Here is a 15,672-nt window from a genome sequence, read left to right on the forward strand (position 1 = left end):
GGTCGGCCGGCGAGCGCATCCCTTGGCCGCCGCGTCCGGCGGCGGCTGTTCGGGGCCTGATCTCCGCGTACCTGATGGATCAGGGCCGCCCCGAGTCCTTTCGGCGTGCGGTGGCCGGGTTACGCATATCGCTCTGAGTGTAGGTTTGCCTACGTTCCGTTAGGAACGCCGTTTGGTTGGGAGAGCAGGTGTGGGGTGGTACCTCGCATCGGAGAAGGAGTTGTTCATGACTGACCGCTTCCCTGGCGTACCCATCGAGGAGAGGCGGGGCGGGATCCCGCCGATCACCGGAGTGGCCACGTCGATCGCCGCTTTCATCGGCCATGTCGACGCTGAGGTCCCTCGCATGATCCGGTCCTGGAAGGAGTTCGGTGAAAACGCGGGCCGGTCCGGCACCGGGGCGGTGTCGCCGTACCTGGCCGACGCTGTGTACGGCTGGTTCGAGAACGGCGGAGGTCCCTGCTGGATCGCCGGCACGGGCAAGGGCGGCCCGCTCGCGGGATACCGGGCCGCGCTGGCCTCCCTCGACGCCGAGGTGACCATCGTGGTGGTCCCCGATCTGTGGGAAGCGCGGGACGAGGGCGCCGTGATCGCGAAGACGGTCGCCCGCCACTGCGCGGACGCCCGCAACCGGATGGCCCTGCTGCACGCCGAGAAGGAGGCGGAGCCGGTCAAGGTTCCCGCGCTCCTCGGCCTGGACGAGGAGGAGGCGCGGTTCACCACGGTCTACTACCCGTGGCTGAAGGTGTCCGGCGTCGACGGCGGGGACGCGAAGGTGGTGCCGCCGTCGGGACACGTTGCCGGGGTCTGGGCACGGAGCGACGCCGAGCGGGGTGTCCACAAGGCGCCCGCGAACATCGGCGTCCGCGGGATCACGGGCCTTCAGCGCGACCTCACCGACGGCGAGCAGCGTGACATCAACAACGTCGGTGTGAACTGCATCCGGTCCTTCGGCCAAGGCGTCCTTGTCTGGGGTGCCCGCACCCTCGCGGCGGGCTCGGACTCGGAGGTGGAGCACGGGTATGTGAACGTCCGGCGACTGGGCAACTATCTGCGAGCCTCGATCGCCGGCGGCCTCGGCAAGGCGGCCTTCGAGCCGAATGACGACAGGCTCCAAACCGCCGTGTGCGCGGCCGTTGCCTCGTTCCTTACCGGGCTGTGGCGCACAGGCGCACTTGTGGGCAAGAGCCCGGAGCAGGCTTTCTGGGTGCGCTGCGACGCGACCAACAACCCCGGTGAGAGCGTCGCAGCGGGCACTCTGGTCCTCGACGTCGGCTTCGCCGCGGTACGGCCCGCGGAGTTCATCGAGATCCGGCTCACCCAGCAGGTCGCTGCCTGGTAGACCCGCCGGCCCATACCTCGGAACACACCAGCAGGGCCGGCCACACTGTGGCCGGCCCTGCTGTGCGCTGCTTCAGGGGCTGCCAGGACTGGCCAACGCTCTGGCCCCCGCCTCGAGCACGGACAGCGGTTGTTCAGCTCTTTGGGAGCGCGTGGTCGTCGTCACCACGCAGGAAGGTTCACGAGTTCCGAGTTCCGACAGCAGTCCGGGCCTCCGTCGCGGGCTGATCAAGCTCACCCGCAACAGTCGCAGCCGGGGCGGCAGCCGCACGCGTCTACCGGTGCCTGAGCGGACGACACCGCCGAAACGCAGCATCCCTTGCCCTGCCAGGCGTCACGCCCCTCCTTGACGGCGATGGCGGCGATGACCAGGGCGGCGAGGGGGTCGGCCCAGGACCAGCCGAGGGTGGCGTTGAGGACCAGGCCGACCAGGAGGACGGCGGACAGGTAGGTGCACAGGAGGGTCTGCTTGGAGTCGGCGACCGCGGAGGCGGAGCCGAGTTCGCGGCCGGCTCGGCGCTGGGCGGCGGAGAGGAACGGCATGACCGCAAGGGAGAGGGCGGCGATGACGATGCCGGGGATGGAGCGTTCGGCCTCGCCGGTGCCGGCCAGCGCGCGGACAGCGTCGACGGTGACGTAAGCGGCGAGCGCGAAGAAGGAGACGGCGATGATCCGCAAAGTGCGCTGCTCGCGGGCTTGGCGTACGGCGTGGTCGCGGGCGGAGAACTGCCAGGCGACCGCGGTGGCGGAGGAGACCTCGATGACGGAGTCGAGGCCGAAGCCGATCAGGGCGGTGGAGGAGGCGAGGGTGCCGGCGGTGATGGCGACGATCGCCTCGATGACGTTGTAGGTGATGGTCGCGGCCACGAGGAGCCGTATCCGGCGGGCGAGCGCGTCGCGCCGGGCGGGAGAGGGCCCGAGGGATATGGATATCTCGGCGGCCATGTCAGCAGCACCCCTTCGCGGCGGCGTCCGGGCAGGTGCGATCGGTCTCGACGGCGACCACTGCGGTGCGCAGGTCATCGAGCGCGTGGCCGAGGCGTTCGTCGGCGAGCTCGTAGCGGGTGCGGCGGCCGTCGGGCACGGTGACGACCAGGCCGCAGTCGCGCAGGCAGGCCAGGTGGTTGGACAGCCGGGTGCGGGAGATTTCGAGCGCGTCGGCGAGGTCGGCAGGGTAGGCGGGGGCGTCGCGCAGGGCGAGCAGGATGCGGCAGCGGATGGGGTCGGCGAGCGCGCGGCCGAACCGGGCCAGCACCTCGATTTCGGAGGCAACGGTCAGCACAACACAACAGTACACATGATCCTGAATTCAGGAAATCATGGATCCTCGTTGGAGTGCTGACTGGTGCCGCGCAGCCTCCGGAGCGTCCCTCGTCGCTGGGCGCCTCCGGTTCTCGTGAACATCGATCCTGGCTCCGAGCGAGCTCCGGCGGCTTCGGCCCGCACCGGATGTTCACGAGTCGACAGCACCAGACCTGCTGGGGCAGAGCCGAGAGGCCGGGTCGAATCTGGTACTCGGATGTCCGGACAAGTCCTGAGCCCATATCCGGTGGCTTTTCCTCAAGGTCGGGCCAGGCCGTAGCAGGCGGGTCCGCGACCAGCAAAGATGCCCATCATGCGCACGGACCACCAGAACCCCACATCCCTCCGCTCGACACATGCGGCACCCGTGGTGTTCGGTGCCGGAGCGGCGATCGGCGTTCTGGGCGGAATGATCGGGCTGGGCGGCGCGGAGTTCCGCCTGCCGCTGCTGATCGGCCTCTTCGGATTCGCCGCGCTCTCGGCCGTCATCCTGAACAAGGCGATGAGCCTGGTCGTGGTCCTGGTCGCACTGCCCGCCCGTCTGGCGGCGGTCTCGGCCGCCGAGGTGGCCGCACGCTGGCCCGTCGCGGTCAACCTGCTGGCCGGAAGTCTCCTGGGTGCCTGGGCCGGAGCGTCCTGGGCGGTGCGGATGCGCTCCTCAACCCTCTACAAAGTGCTGGCTGTTCTGATGGTGCTCATGGCGGCCGCCCTGGTGGTCACGCACACCACCGCTCTGGGCACGCTCGACCTGCCGCTGTGGGCGCAGGTGCCTGCCGGTGTCGTGGCCGGGTTCGGCATCGGCGTTGTCGCGGCGATCATGGGCGTGGCCGGCGGCGAGCTGCTGATCCCGACGATCGTGCTGCTGTTCGGGGAGGACATCAAGACCGCGGGAAGCCTCTCCCTGCTGGTGTCCCTGCCCACGATGCTGGTGGCATTCGCCCGCTACAGCCGCGACGGCAGCTTCGCCGTACTCGGCGCGAACCGCCGCTTCACCATCGTCATGGCCGCAGGCTCGATCGCCGGCGCGGTATTGGGCGGCCTGCTGCTCGGGGTGTTCCCGGACGGGGTCCTCATCCCCGCGCTGGCTGTGATCCTGCTCGTCTCCGCGGTCAAGCTGGCCCGTCACAACTGACTCCGCCGAGCCTCCCAGGTCCTCGCGTCGGGGTGCCTCGCCGATACTCGTGAACAAAGCCAACGCTCAGACTGCGAACTGTGCTGCTCAGCCGCCGTAGGTCTGGTGGCAGAGCGCGGCCACGGCGGGGCTGGTGACGCCGTGCGCGGCGCGGCACAACTCGCTCATGTCCGCGGCCCCCGCCCCTGGGGCGCGTACCGGGCGGTGCGGTGCGTGCGTACGGTCCGGCCGCTTCGCCTTCCTGGGCTTGGGTTTGGCGGCGGTGCGCACGGCGGGACGGGGCGGGGTCGTCCGGCGCGGCTGTACCGGGCCTTCGGCCCTGCGGTCGGGAGGCCGCCGGGCGGGCGGAGTCTCGGCGGCCGCCTCGCGGGCCGCCGGTGCGGGACGGGCCGGCGCGGGAGCGCGGCCGGCCTCGGGAACGGCGCCGGCCGGAGGTGGGGCCGCAGGGCCGGGCAGGGGGGGAGAGGGGCAGCGCCGCCCCAGTGTCCGGCTGTGCGGGCCGGGGGTCGACGGGGTGCTTGTGGTCTTCCGGGACCGTCACGGGCTCGGCCCCGGCGGGCCGGGTGGGTGCGGGGTGGACGGTGACGCATCGCGGGGCCGCGAGCAGCGCGACAAGGAGTAGGGGGAGGGACCAGCGACGCATGCCGCCACCGTGCCGCACACGCCCCGCAGGGCGCCTGGCCCGCTGCGTCCCTCGGATGGATGACGCGACGCCGCCCGTGGGCCACGCGCGCGAGAAGGCGCTCAGCCTGAGGCGTCGGCTGAGCGCCTGTCTCTTGTCGAGCACGTTCCAGCTGGCTACCGCTTGGCCTTGGGGGTGGCCAGGCGGAGGGCGTTCCAGGCGGTGCCGGCGCTGGCGGAGCCGACCTGCTGGAGGCCGGCGGTCACTGCTGCCTCCTGGATGTCGGAGGGCTCGACATGTCCGTCGCGTCCGGACTTCGGTGTGAACAGCCAGATCATGGCGCCGTCTTCGGTCAGTGCCGTTGCGTCGGTCAGGGCGTCGGCAAGGTCGCCGTCCTCGTCGCGGAACCAGAGGATCACGGCATCGACGACATCGTCGTGCTTCTCATCGACCAGCTCGGTGCCCGTCAGCGCGTTGATGGCCTTGCGCAGCTCTTGATCCGTGTCGTCGTCGTAGCCGAGTTCTTGGACGACCTGCCCTGGCTGGAAGCCCAGCCGGGCTGCCGGATTGGTCTGCTCTTCCGTTGTGCTCATGACTGCTCCTGTGGTCCGGACGCGACTGTCGCGCTCCTCTCCGTAGCCAATCAGACACACACCGCTTCAGCCTTATCGAAACTCGGCGCCGGACTGCGGATCAACCTCCGCTGACACGACCCTGGAAGAGGGCGACGGTGAGGAGGCTCCGGGGTGACGCTCAGACCGCCAGTGGAGCCGATGCCGGCGCAGGCCGCGGAAGCCGTGCCGGGCCCGGCGGCACTGCGGGCCGGGGTGGCGTACGAGCAGAAGCTGGACGGTCACCGGGCGCTGCTGTTCGCCTCGGCCGGCCCCGGCGGCAGCGTGCTGGTGCAGACCCGTCGCGGGGCGTTGGTCCAGGATCGTTGGCCGGACCTGGTGGCGGCCGCCGAGGCGCAGTTGCCCCACGGCTTGGTCCTCGATGGCGAACTGGTCGTCTGGGACACCGAAGCAGGCCGCTTGTCGTTCGAGGCGTTGCAGCGCCGGGCCGCCACCCGCGCCCGCGGCGCCGCCGGCCTGGCCGCCCGGTGGGGGCCTACTTCGTCGCCTTCGACCTGTTGCAGCAGGACGGCCAGGAGCTCCTCGCGCGCCCGTACGCCGAGCGGCGCGCACTGCTGGAAGGACTGTTCTCCGAGCACGCCCTGACTGCCCCGTGGACGCTCTGCCCGCAGACGACGGACCTGGCCAAGGCGCGGGAATGGCTGGAGTCCTGGACGGACGTGTCGGGGGTGGAGGGGATCCTGGTCAAGTCCCTGAACGGCCGCTATCTGCCCGGGTACCGAGGGTGGTGAGTTGACTGCACCAACGCATTCGGCACTTGGCGTGGTCTTCGACGGGGGAGGCTCTCGCTGTGGCAGTCGATCGCAGTCAGCTGTTGTCTGGACGTACAGGTCCTGGTCTGGTTGGTCGTGTGGTGCGGACCGGTCAGCCGGTGGTGCCCTACCTCCTCCTCGACGCGGTCGGCGAGCCGATCGAGCCGGTCTCGGACTGGACCACGAGCCTCATACTCGGGGACGCCAGCGCGAATACCTGCCGGGCGTACTGCTACGCCCTCCTGACCTGGTTCAGGGTGTTGTGGACCATCGAAGTGGACTGGCAGCGCGCCACTGAGGGCGACGTCGCGGCGATGGTGGGCTGGATGCGTGCGGCCAGGAACCCGCAGCGTGCCCGGCGCGAGGCCTCGGCCCCGGCGGGCTCGGTCAACCTGAAGACCGGCAAGCAGTACTTGCCTGACCGCTACGGCGCATCCACGATCAACCTGACACTCGCGGCGGTCCGTGGCTTCTACGAGTTCCACGCGCACCTCGGGGCGGGGCCGGTGCTCAACCCCGTGCCGGAGTCACGGCGCGAAGCCATGCTGAACCGGCACCGTGCACCGGACGCTCCGCGGTTCCCGGCCCGCCGCGGTCGACTGCGCCAGAAGTCCTCGCGGACGGCGCCGCGGTCCATGCCTGACGCGGCGTGGGACGAGCTGTTCGCGGTGATGGGAAGTGACCGCGACCGGGCCCTGCTGTCGTGCTACGTCAGCTCCGGTGCTCGGGCCACCGAGTTGCTGGGCGTTCGCCTGACCGATATCGACTGGCCAGGTCAGCGCCTGTGGGTCGTGTCGAAGGGCACGGGGGCCAGGCGGGTGGCCCCGCTGTCGCCGGATGCCTCGCTGCTGCTGGCACGGTATGTCGCAGGTAGGGGCTCGGTCGATCCGAATGGGGTGGTGTGGCGTACCCATCGCGGGCAGGACCGACCGTTGACGTACTCGGCGGTGCGGAGGGTGCTCCAGCGCGCGAACGCGAAGCTGGGCACGAACTGGACGTTGCACGATCTGCGCCACACCGCCGGTGTCCGGATGGCCAACGACCCCGCCCTGACGATCACCGACGTCCAGACCATCCTCGGGCACGCCGACATCGCCACGACCACGATCTACACGGTGCCGCGGGTGGAGGAGATGTTCGACCGCCTGCACACCTTCTACAACCGACCCCGGCCGGTGTTGACGCTGCCGGCCGGGTACGACCCTCGCGACATGGAGACGATCTTCGGTGCCCCGCGCAATCACGAGCTCGACAGCCAGGACGACCCGGCGGGACCTGCCGCTCCCTGAGGCGCTGGCTGCACGCTTCGACGGCAACGTCGAGCCGATCGCGGCGGTTGCGGCCCGCCCGGCGTTGCCGCTGCCGCATGGTGACCTTGCCGCCGCCAGCCCGGACGAGCTGGTGCGGGTGGTGGATGGACTGACGGTCGGGATGTCCTCGGGCACCCGCTGCAAGCAGCGTCAGGGGGTGCGGATGATCACCGATCTGCTGGCGGTCCACCCAGGCATGACGTGGCAGGACAGGTGGCTGGCCTCAGGGATGGACGCCGAGAGCCCGGCGCCTGTGCTGCCGGGGATCAAGGAGTGGACACGGCCGGGCGGCGGGAGCGTACACAGGGGCCTGACCTACCTGATGGCGCTGCGGGCCGTCCAGCCGTCGCTGGCCGCGCTGCGCCGCCACGAGCTGCCGCAGATGGCCGATATTTTCCTGTCCGCGCAGAACGACCCGACGATCCAGACCTGTCTGGATGGCATCGAAGCCACCCACTACGACGGGTTCCACCAGCGGCGGGCCCGCTACGACCTCGCCGCGGCGCTGATCACCCAGAAGATCCCGGTGAGCGGTCTGACTCCGGAGGCGATGATGTTCCACGCGCAGGAATGGAAGCGCGTGTGCATGGTCGACTACGACAAGAACCGCTTTGGTGGTCGGGTGCTGTGGGAAGTGCTGTGCCAGGTCGGGCACTTTCCCGCCAGCACCCCCGCGACGCTGCGGCGGGCCATGATCGGGACGCGACGTGACGTCGCATCCCTGGTGCGCGGCTACGGTCTGGCGAACAAGAGCGTCGAGGCGGTGCTGATCGATTACCTGCACGTCCGGGTGGCCGAGGGCTTGGACTTCTCCACCACGACCAGCCTGGCCCGCAAACTGGCCAGCCTGTTCTGGAAGACCGTCGAGACGGTCAACCCCGGCCAGGTCGACCTGCGGCTGAGCCCCGCGACGTACGAGACTTGGAAGCAGCGGATGCGGGTGAAGGAAGACGGCAGCACCCGGATCGACTTCGATAATCTGCTGCTGGCCATCAAGGCGTTCTACCTGGACCTCACCGCATGGGCGGCCGCCGAGCCGGAGCGTTGGGGCACGTGGGCGTCGCCGTGCCCAGTGCCCCGGTCGGACCTGCGCGGCTACGGAAAGCGAGTTCGCCGGCGCCGCGAGCTCATGCACGACAGGGTCCGTGAACTTCAGCCTTTGCTCGGGGTGCTGGTCGAGCACGTTGATGCTGAGCTGGGCCAGGCCGGGCACCTGCTGGCCGCAGCCGCTGCGGCAGGGCGCGGCGAGCGGTTCGAGCACGGCGACACCCTCTACACGCGAGTGTGGACCCGCCACGACGACAACATGTTTCAGATGGGCGTGACCACCGTGCGGGCGCGCGCAGACGGCGGGGATGCGGTCAATCTGGTCGCCGCTGAAGAAGACGCGTTCTGGACGTGGGCGGTGGTGCACACCCTGAGGCTTTCCGGTGTGCGGATGGAGGAGCTGCTGGAACTCACGCACCTGAGCATCCGCCAGTATCAACGGCCGAGCGGCGAGGTGATCGGGCTGCTGGTCATCGCCCCCTCCAAGACCGACCGCGAGCGCGTCATTCCGATGTCCGCCGAGCTTTTCCACGTCATCGCGCAGGTCATCCGCCGCCTGACCGCCGACCGCCGTGCCATCAGGCTGCTTCGCCGCTGGGACCAGGCCGAGAAGCTGATGTCCGAGCCGATGCCCTTCCTGTTCCAGCGGCGCCACAACTCCACCTACGGCATGCTGAACGAAAACACCGTGATGCGGCTGCTACGTAGGGCCTGCAACCAGATCGGGCAGTACGACCCGCGATTCGCCGACTTGGCCTTCACTACGCACGACTTCCGCCGCCTGTTTGCCACTGACCTGGTCAACAACGGCGTTCCCATCCACATCGGCGCCGCACTACTGGGCCACTTGAGCCTTCAGACCACATCCGGGTATGTCGCGGTGTTCAACGACGAGGTGGTACGGCACTACCAGCAGTTCCTGGACAACCGGCGCCGCCTGCGGCCCAACGGCGAGTACCGGATGCCGACCAGCACGGAGTGGAACGAGTTCGAGGAGCACTTCGACACTCGCAAGGTTGAGCTCGGCACCTGTGGCCGGCCGTACGCCAGCGACTGCCGCCACGAACACGCCTGCATCCGCTGTCCGGTCCTGCGGATCAACCCGCAGATGGCCTTCCGCCTCCAGGAGATCGGGACCGATCTGATCGCACGCAGGGCCCGTGCCGACGCTGAAGGCTGGCTCGGTGAGATCGAGGGCATCGATCTGACCTTGAGCCTACTCCGGCAGAAACAGATCGAAGCAGAGCGGTTGACCTCCGTCCCCCGGACCGTTGACCTGGGCATTCCCGTGGTAGCACCTCGTCGGTAGGCAGGAGAGGCCATCAGGCATTTGAGCGCCCTTCCGAGCCCGGAGACGGCAGAAGTAGCGGATGCTGGCCCTGGCTGCAGCCGGGCGGCGCCGCGTACCCGAGGGCGGAGGCAAAGGGTGAAGATGTCATGATCGACTCCGACTGGACTAAGTCACCTATCCATAGAATTTTTTGACTCGCCTTCTATCTCAAACCGATATCCGAACGAACGACGGGGGAACGCCATGAGCATCACCAGGACCACTCGTAGGACGCGGGCCAAGATCGCCGTGTCCATCGGGGCCCTGGCCGCGGGCTCACTCATAATCACCGCCTGCAGCGGAAGCAGCGGCAGCGGCAGCGGCAGCGGCAGCAAGCGCGACGGTACCTACTACATCAAGGACGTCAACGGCACGTCCCAACTCGGCCAGTTGGTTGTCAAGGGCAACAGCGTCTCGCATCATGAGTACGACTGCGATGGTGTCTACGAGGAGCCGGACGTGACCAGCACCGGCGAGTTCAACAAGGATCAGTCCCAGATCATCTGGACGGTCGCCGGAGAGGACAGCCGCAACAAGCGGACCGGCAGCGAGCCCATCTCGACCAGTGACACCTCGATCAGCATCAGCGGTAGCGTGTATGTACGTGACAGCTCCGATGCCGGCAAGGCTCTGCTGGACGGCTTCAAGACCAAGTGCGGGAAGTAGCGTCGACGTCCCGCCGGCCGGCGAAGCAGCGCAGAACCCCGTGGGCATCGCGTCCACGGGGTTCTGTTTTTCCTCGGCTGGTCAAGCCTCTGACACCTACTCCTGAAGCTGCTGCGCCCGGTACTCCTCGATCGTCTCCGGCGGGCAGCCGTACTTTGGGACATGCTGCTCGACGAAATCGAGTTCGGCCCACGCTGCCAACCTCCGAATTCTCGACTGGGCCACCACGACGAACACCATCTCATCAAGCGTCGGCTGGCAGCTGGCATCCATGTCCCGACCGTACATGCAGGGCAAACGTTGGCTGATGCAGCACTAGCTCCTCACCTGTACGACTGAGACAGACCGCGTTTGTGTCCGTGCACGCTGACGCTAAGAACAGCCCGAGGGCGCCGCTCTATTGAACGAGACGCCCTGGTGCAGTTAAGGACCAAGATCAGGAGGCGGGACACCACGGAGACGATCGTCGGCGCGATCACCGGCACCCTGACCCGCCCGCAGCTCCTCGTCCTCGGCCGCCACGACCAGGACGGCCGGCTGCGCACGGTCGGCCGCACCGTACCGCTGCGCCCGGACGCAGCCCGGCAGGTCGCCGAGCACCTGACCGCGGCCGCGCCCGGGCACCCGTGGGAGGGTGTGCGCTTCTCTGCGACGTGGGGGAGCCGCGACGTCCTGGACACCACCCTCGTCCACCCCGCCCTGGTCGCCGAGGTCAGCGCCGAACGGCAGCACGTTCGCGTCCCACAGGACATACATCTGGGAACTGGCCGGCCCCGGTCCACAGGGTTCGGTCCCGTTGAGTTCGCCCCTCCTCTTGCGGAGCGGACGTGGCGGAGTCGAGGACTGCGCGGGAAATCGGGGAGACCGGCGTCGTCGAGCTGGTGCAGGACCTCCTCGTGCACCGGCCCCGGACTCCGGCCCTCGACCGGATCGGGAAATGTCGGGTGTGGCTGTCACTGTCATGGGCTGGTACACCCCCGGGTGGTTTGCTGCCATGGAAACGCTGCTTCTGGTCCCTGTGGGCTGGTCCGGGGCGAGGCTTGGCCTGGTATAGGGGGCGGGCTCGGCGGCGGGAGTGCGGGGTGGGGGAGCGGGATGGTTTGCCTGATGCTGCACCCGCGGCGCGGCAGCAGGCGGCGCCGGGCTGCGGCATCCATCAGAACCTCCACGGCCTAGGCCACGGCGTTCTACCGTGGCCGGTAGCACCCGCCGCCAGGAGGAGCCGATGAGCGCCCAGCCCGACCACACACCCGCCGCCCCGTACGCGCCCGCGCCCGGAGCTCCGGCCGAACTCCTCACCCAGCTCCGGGCCGACCACCGTGCCGAGCGGTGGGTGCCGGCCTTCGAGCGCGAGTGGGCGGCCGCCCTGGAGGAGTCGCGCCGGACGTTCTCCCTGAACACCCTGTACGAGGTCGTGCACGTCTGGCAGGCTCGTCTCGCCTCCGCCCCCGCGGTCGACGCGTTCACCGCTTCCGGCCACGACGAGTCCGGGTTCATGGACATGGCCGAGCTCCGCGGCCGGCGGCGCCGGTGAGCCTGCCCCCGTACGCGGTCCGCCTCTCGACCCCGGCCGCGAAGGTCCTCGCCGAACTCCCCGAGCACGCCGAAGAGACGGTCTGGGACCTCCTCGACGCCACTGCGGCCGACCGCGTGAGGCTTCCTCCAGTGGGACCCCGACGACCCCGAAGGCGAAGACGTGCGCATCCCGTCCGCCGGCCGCCTGTCCGTCGTCTACTTCGCCAACCGGCCGCTGCGCCACCTGTCCGTCCTGGACATCGTCTGGCTCGGCTAGATCCTGGCTGCCGCGGCGGTACCGCGGCGGCGATGCTCAGTGCGTGAGAGCCGGGACGGCCGTCACGGGCCATCACACCTTCTACGCGTACAAGGGCGGCACGGGCCGCATCATGGCGCTGGCCGACACCGCCTGGATCCCGGCGGCCAACGGCAAGCGGGTCCTGGCGATGGACTGGGACCTGGAGCCCTTGGCGTGCTGCTCCTCCTGAACCTGCTGCCGACACGGTCACCGTGAGCCGCTCGGTCCCACCCTGTATTTCCGCGGTTCCGGCCCGATCTTGCGACCGTGGTGGGCGCAGAAGAGCAGTTCACCCCGGCTCAGCAGGACGACGCGCAGATATGCCTGGGCGCCGCAACGATCGCATCGGTCAGCGGGGTCGCGGGTGTCAGAAGAGTAGTCACGTCGCCTCTTCTCTAGCTCGACGAGCTGTCGTACCAGGCTCACAACCGACCTTTACGACCAGGTAGTCAGCCCGTCGTACCGTCAGGCCTCGGGTGATCGACAAGAACTCCGAGGTAGGCGGTCCAGCCGGTGGCGGCTCGCTGTCGCCATTGGGCTGCGGTGACGGGGTGGAGGCCGAGCATCGGTCCGAGGACCGCTGGGGGGGAGGTCCTGGGCGAGGGCGACCAGGGCGGTGGCGCGGGCCGGCCGGGGACACCCGCGAACTCGACCTGGTGGTGACGGCCGGCGGACGGCACCGTACGGACGAAGGGGCTCACCCTCGCCGACAAGCCGGGCCCGCAGACGATCCAGACGGGGTACAGCGACGTGGTGTCGGTGCGGCTGGTGATCCGTGAGGCGGCGGGGCTCACCCCGGGCCGTCATGTGGCGCTGGTGGAGGTCGAGTTCTTCAGGAGGAACTGAGACTGCCCTCACGGCCGGTCGAGTCTGCCCTCGGGTACCTGGCGTCCGCGGGGTCGCCCGGCGTATCCAGGACAAGGACGTACGCGAGACGTACGCAGGACACAGGCATCACGTACGGCTCCGATTCTCCGACGAAGGAAGCGCCAGTGCAGAACCACGCGAAGGTCAGGTCGAACGCCACCGAGGACGCCCGGTCGACGGTCCGCAGGCCGGTCACCGCACCACCCGCACAGGCCTCCGGGCTCCTCGGGCTGCAGGCGACGGTGGGAAACGCGGTGGTCGTCCAGCGTCTGAAGCAGCAGCCGCACCGGCACGGTGCGGGGTGCGGCCACGAGGCGGAGGAGGCGCCGGTCCAGCGCTCGGCCGTCCACGACGTGGTGCGGGCCGGCGGCAGGCCGCTGGATGGCAACACGCGCGCGGACATGGAGAGCCGGCTGGGCGCCGACTTCTCCGACGTCCGCATCCACGACGACAGCGCGGCGAAGGCATCGGCGGCCGAGGTGGGCGCTCGGGCGTACACCAGTGGGAACCACGTGGTGATCGGGGAGGGCGGCGCCGACAAGCTCACGCTCGCCCACGAACTCACCCACGTGATCCAGCAGCGCCAGGGCCCCGTGGCGGGTACGGACAACGGAGCGGGCCTGCGGGTCTCCGACCCCTCCGACCGCTTCGAGCGGGAGGCGGAGAGCAACGCGCGCCGCGCCATGAGCGGGGCGGCGCCGAGGACCGAGCAGCACGCACAGGAGGCGGGCCGGGCCGACCAGGGGGCGGCCCGGGAGTCGGTCCAGCGCTGGGCGGCCCAGGCCGGCCCGAACCAGCAGCACATGACGGTCTCGGCGAACGGCGTCTTCGCCGTCCCGAGCGACGAGGCCACGTCGATCTGGATCCGCGTCAGCGCGCCCGCGGGGTCCTACTCCCCGGCCCTGCGCCCGACAAGCACGGCGCAGCAGGCCCTCTTCGGCGGCACGGAGCTGTACCAGGAGCACGAGCTGGCGCGGAACATCCTGGACGACTGCCTCCACACGGCGGAGGAGATCATGCACAACGCCGTCGGAGAGCTGGCCGACGGCGCGAACAGCAACGTCCGTACGAGCGCCGGGCTCAAGGCCTTCGGCATGTCGGACGAGCAGAACCGCGACCGCGCAGGCGACTTCCAGGGGGCGACGGACCGCGACGCCAGCCCGGTGGTGGGTCAGTCCTACCTGATGCTCGCCATGAACCCCGGGGAGCAGATCATGTCGCAGTACCACGCCGCAGCGGTGGTGGGCATGGACGGCCAGGACACGGTGACGATGGAGGCCTTCGCCGGAAGCGGCCAGACGTCCGCGAACCCGATGACGTACACGATCGGCACGGTGGCCTCCTTCCACGACTACTGGACGGGCGCGTACTACACCCCGAACTACCCGGGGGTCACCATGAAGACAGTGGTCCTCGTCAAGCGCGGCAAGGGCCGCCGGGTGACGGCGGGCTCAGAACAGCCGGCCAACCCGAACGTCGCATAGGTCAGGAGACCGCCCGAACCCGCCCGTGAAGCCCGCGCAACCACGCCCGCCGAACGTCGGGCAACCGCGCCAGGCTGTGAAGGAAGACGCGCGGGTCGGGCCGGAAGAGGCGCAACGGACTTAAGGGCAAGGGGTAGTCGTCGCGCAGCGACTAGGCGTTCTGTCCCGGGAGGTTGTGGACGGGTGAGGCAGGTCTCGGCTGAGGGATCTTGAAGGGGTGTGACCCGGATACGCCAGAAACCCGCCAGAACTTGATCTTGGCCTGCTGAGTGCCTGACGCTGTCGGGGATCTTGGCGATGACAGTCGGCCATGCCCTCGACATCTCAGTCTCCAAGATCCCCGACCTCGTCACCCGCGATCAGCTCTGCGTCTCCTCGCGGCGTCCAATAGCGGCCGCATCGGGTATGACGAGCAGCTTGCCGGTGGTACGCCGAGCCTCCAGATCGCTGTGGGCCTGGGCGGCCTCGGACAATGCGTAGCGGCCCGTTACGGTGACCTCAAGCGCCTTGGAGCGCACCCACTCGAACACATCGGCGGCCCGTCGGAGCAGTTCGGACCGATCGGCGATGAAGTGCCCGAGGCTGGGCCGGATCAGGGTCAGCGAACCGCCGTGGGCGAGCCGAATCGGATCAAACGGCGGCACGGCACCACTTGCCGCGCCGAAGAGCACGAGATGGCCGCGGGTTCGCAGGCTGGCGAGGCTCGCATCGAAGGTGTGCGCGCCGACGCCGTCGAAGACAACCGGCAGTCCCTGACCGCCGTTGAGCCGCCTCACCTCGGCTGCGAGATCGTCGACCGCGGAGGAAAGGACCACCTCAGCGGCCCCGGCACGCTTCGCCAGCTCGGCCTTCGCCGCGGTCGACGTCGTGCCGATCACCCTGCCGCCGAGATGGGTGATGAGCTGGGTCAAAAGCAGCCCCATGCCACCAGCAGCCGCATGCACGAGCACCGTGTCGCCCCCCTGAACCGGGTAGGCGTCCTTGACGAGATAGTGCGCGGTCATGCCTTGGAGGAGCACGGCGGCGGCTGTCTCGAAGCCGATATCGTCGGGCAGCGCCACCAGCCGCGAGGAGTCCACGACGGCCCGCTCGGCATACGTGCCGGGAATCTCCACCCAACCGACCCGGTCCCCGACTGCGACGTCAGCGACGCCGGGTCCGACTTCGACGACCGTGCCGGCGCCCTCAGCGCCCGGGGTGAAGGGCAGCGGGAGGCTGTACCGGCCTTCGCGGTGGTAGACGTCGAGGAAGTTGACCCCGGATGCGGCGACCTCCACGATCGCCTCGCCCGGACCCGGCCGCGGCTGGTCCACCTTGACCTCCTGCAGCACCTCGGGACCGCCCACTTCGTACACCTGAATCGCTCGCATGGCC

General features: G+C 69.4%; 17 protein-coding genes and 1 pseudogene. 10 read left to right on the plus strand and 8 right to left on the minus strand.

Annotated elements, in window-relative coordinates:
• Positions 1 to 226 precede the first annotated feature (226 nt).
• Positions 227 to 1,342: a phage tail sheath family protein gene (locus ACZ4VT_RS14870; protein ID WP_467949622.1), complete on the plus strand. Its 1,116-nt coding sequence runs from the start codon at positions 227 to 229 to the stop codon at positions 1,340 to 1,342.
• Between the two features lie 233 nt (positions 1,343 to 1,575).
• Here ACZ4VT_RS14870 and ACZ4VT_RS14875 read toward each other — a convergent pair whose 3' ends face one another.
• Positions 1,576 to 2,286 (minus strand): cation efflux transmembrane domain-containing protein, encoded by a 711-nt coding sequence (locus tag ACZ4VT_RS14875; protein ID WP_467949624.1) that lies wholly within the window; start codon positions 2,284 to 2,286, stop codon positions 1,576 to 1,578.
• 1 nt (position 2,287) lies between these two features.
• The gene (locus ACZ4VT_RS14880) at positions 2,288 to 2,623 is read right to left on the minus strand and encodes an ArsR/SmtB family transcription factor (RefSeq protein WP_467949626.1); all 336 of its coding nucleotides are present in this window, start codon (positions 2,621 to 2,623) and stop codon (positions 2,288 to 2,290) included.
• A gap of 333 nt (positions 2,624 to 2,956) precedes the next feature.
• On the opposite strand from ACZ4VT_RS14880, the gene ACZ4VT_RS14885 reads away from it, so the two are divergent.
• Entirely contained in the window at positions 2,957 to 3,775 is an 819-nt protein-coding gene (locus ACZ4VT_RS14885; protein ID WP_467949628.1) for a sulfite exporter TauE/SafE family protein, read from the plus strand.
• Positions 3,776 to 3,862: 87 nt separating this feature from the next.
• Here ACZ4VT_RS14885 and ACZ4VT_RS14890 read toward each other — a convergent pair whose 3' ends face one another.
• Together ACZ4VT_RS14890 and ACZ4VT_RS14895 are read right to left on the minus strand one after the other, a co-directional pair.
• The gene (locus tag ACZ4VT_RS14890) at positions 3,863 to 4,045 is read right to left on the minus strand and encodes a hypothetical protein (protein WP_467949630.1); all 183 of its coding nucleotides are present in this window, start codon (positions 4,043 to 4,045) and stop codon (positions 3,863 to 3,865) included.
• Positions 4,046 to 4,573: 528 nt separating this feature from the next.
• Positions 4,574 to 4,990 carry a DUF3052 domain-containing protein gene (locus tag ACZ4VT_RS14895; protein WP_467949632.1) on the minus strand — a complete coding sequence of 139 codons (417 nt, stop codon included), beginning with the start codon at positions 4,988 to 4,990 and terminating at the stop codon, positions 4,574 to 4,576.
• A gap of 180 nt (positions 4,991 to 5,170) precedes the next feature.
• Between ACZ4VT_RS14895 and ACZ4VT_RS14900 the strand changes: the two genes are divergently transcribed.
• The 5 genes from ACZ4VT_RS14900 (at position 5,171) to ACZ4VT_RS14920 (ending at position 10,134) form a co-directional block, all read left to right on the plus strand.
• Positions 5,171 to 5,614: an ATP-dependent DNA ligase gene (locus ACZ4VT_RS14900; protein ID WP_467949807.1), complete on the plus strand. Its 444-nt coding sequence runs from the start codon at positions 5,171 to 5,173 to the stop codon at positions 5,612 to 5,614.
• Complete coding sequence (locus tag ACZ4VT_RS14905; RefSeq protein ID WP_467949634.1) at positions 5,497 to 5,760, plus strand: ATP-dependent DNA ligase; 264 nt, start codon at positions 5,497 to 5,499, stop codon at positions 5,758 to 5,760. Before ACZ4VT_RS14900 ends, ACZ4VT_RS14905 begins: the two co-directional genes overlap by 118 nt.
• Before the next feature lie 59 nt (positions 5,761 to 5,819).
• Positions 5,820 to 7,070: a tyrosine-type recombinase/integrase gene (locus tag ACZ4VT_RS14910; protein ID WP_467949636.1), complete on the plus strand. Its 1,251-nt coding sequence runs from the start codon at positions 5,820 to 5,822 to the stop codon at positions 7,068 to 7,070.
• Positions 7,009 to 9,447, plus strand: coding sequence for a tyrosine-type recombinase/integrase (locus ACZ4VT_RS14915; RefSeq protein WP_467949638.1), 2,439 nt, complete (start codon positions 7,009 to 7,011; stop codon positions 9,445 to 9,447). Before ACZ4VT_RS14910 ends, ACZ4VT_RS14915 begins: the two co-directional genes overlap by 62 nt.
• Before the next feature lie 225 nt (positions 9,448 to 9,672).
• Positions 9,673 to 10,134: a hypothetical protein gene (locus tag ACZ4VT_RS14920; RefSeq protein WP_467949640.1), complete on the plus strand. Its 462-nt coding sequence runs from the start codon at positions 9,673 to 9,675 to the stop codon at positions 10,132 to 10,134.
• A 96-nt stretch (positions 10,135 to 10,230) separates the two neighbouring features.
• On the opposite strand, the gene ACZ4VT_RS14925 is transcribed toward ACZ4VT_RS14920, so the two are convergent.
• Both ACZ4VT_RS14925 and ACZ4VT_RS14930 read right to left on the minus strand, forming a co-directional pair.
• Positions 10,231 to 10,407 (minus strand): hypothetical protein, encoded by a 177-nt coding sequence (locus ACZ4VT_RS14925; protein ID WP_467949642.1) that lies wholly within the window; start codon positions 10,405 to 10,407, stop codon positions 10,231 to 10,233.
• Between the two features lie 150 nt (positions 10,408 to 10,557).
• On the minus strand, positions 10,558 to 10,890 hold the full coding sequence (locus ACZ4VT_RS14930) for a hypothetical protein (protein ID WP_467949644.1): 333 nt from the start codon (positions 10,888 to 10,890) through the stop codon (positions 10,558 to 10,560).
• 469 nt (positions 10,891 to 11,359) lie between these two features.
• Here ACZ4VT_RS14930 and ACZ4VT_RS14935 point away from each other — a divergent pair, with 469 nt between their 5' ends.
• Together ACZ4VT_RS14935 and ACZ4VT_RS14940 are read left to right on the plus strand one after the other, a co-directional pair.
• Complete coding sequence (locus ACZ4VT_RS14935; protein WP_467949646.1) at positions 11,360 to 11,668, plus strand: DUF6247 family protein; 309 nt, start codon at positions 11,360 to 11,362, stop codon at positions 11,666 to 11,668.
• Between the two features lie 301 nt (positions 11,669 to 11,969).
• Complete coding sequence (locus tag ACZ4VT_RS14940) at positions 11,970 to 12,137, plus strand: hypothetical protein (protein ID WP_467949815.1); 168 nt, start codon at positions 11,970 to 11,972, stop codon at positions 12,135 to 12,137.
• Positions 12,138 to 12,140: 3 nt separating this feature from the next.
• Here the strand turns inward: ACZ4VT_RS14940 and ACZ4VT_RS14945 are convergent.
• Positions 12,141 to 12,330: pseudogene (locus tag ACZ4VT_RS14945) on the minus strand (DUF7455 domain-containing protein); the annotation flags it as partial.
• Positions 12,331 to 12,939: 609 nt separating this feature from the next.
• Between ACZ4VT_RS14945 and ACZ4VT_RS14950 the strand changes: the two are divergent.
• Positions 12,940 to 14,298, plus strand: a complete 1,359-nt coding sequence (locus ACZ4VT_RS14950) for an eCIS core domain-containing protein (RefSeq protein ID WP_467949648.1) — start codon at positions 12,940 to 12,942, stop codon at positions 14,296 to 14,298.
• Positions 14,299 to 14,657: 359 nt separating this feature from the next.
• Here ACZ4VT_RS14950 and ACZ4VT_RS14955 read toward each other — a convergent pair whose 3' ends face one another.
• A complete protein-coding gene (locus ACZ4VT_RS14955; RefSeq protein ID WP_467949650.1) occupies positions 14,658 to 15,668 on the minus strand; it encodes a quinone oxidoreductase family protein in 1,011 nt (336 codons plus the stop codon).
• Positions 15,669 to 15,672 lie beyond the last annotated feature (4 nt).

This window comes from Streptomyces sp. NPDC029164, assembly GCF_055563995.1.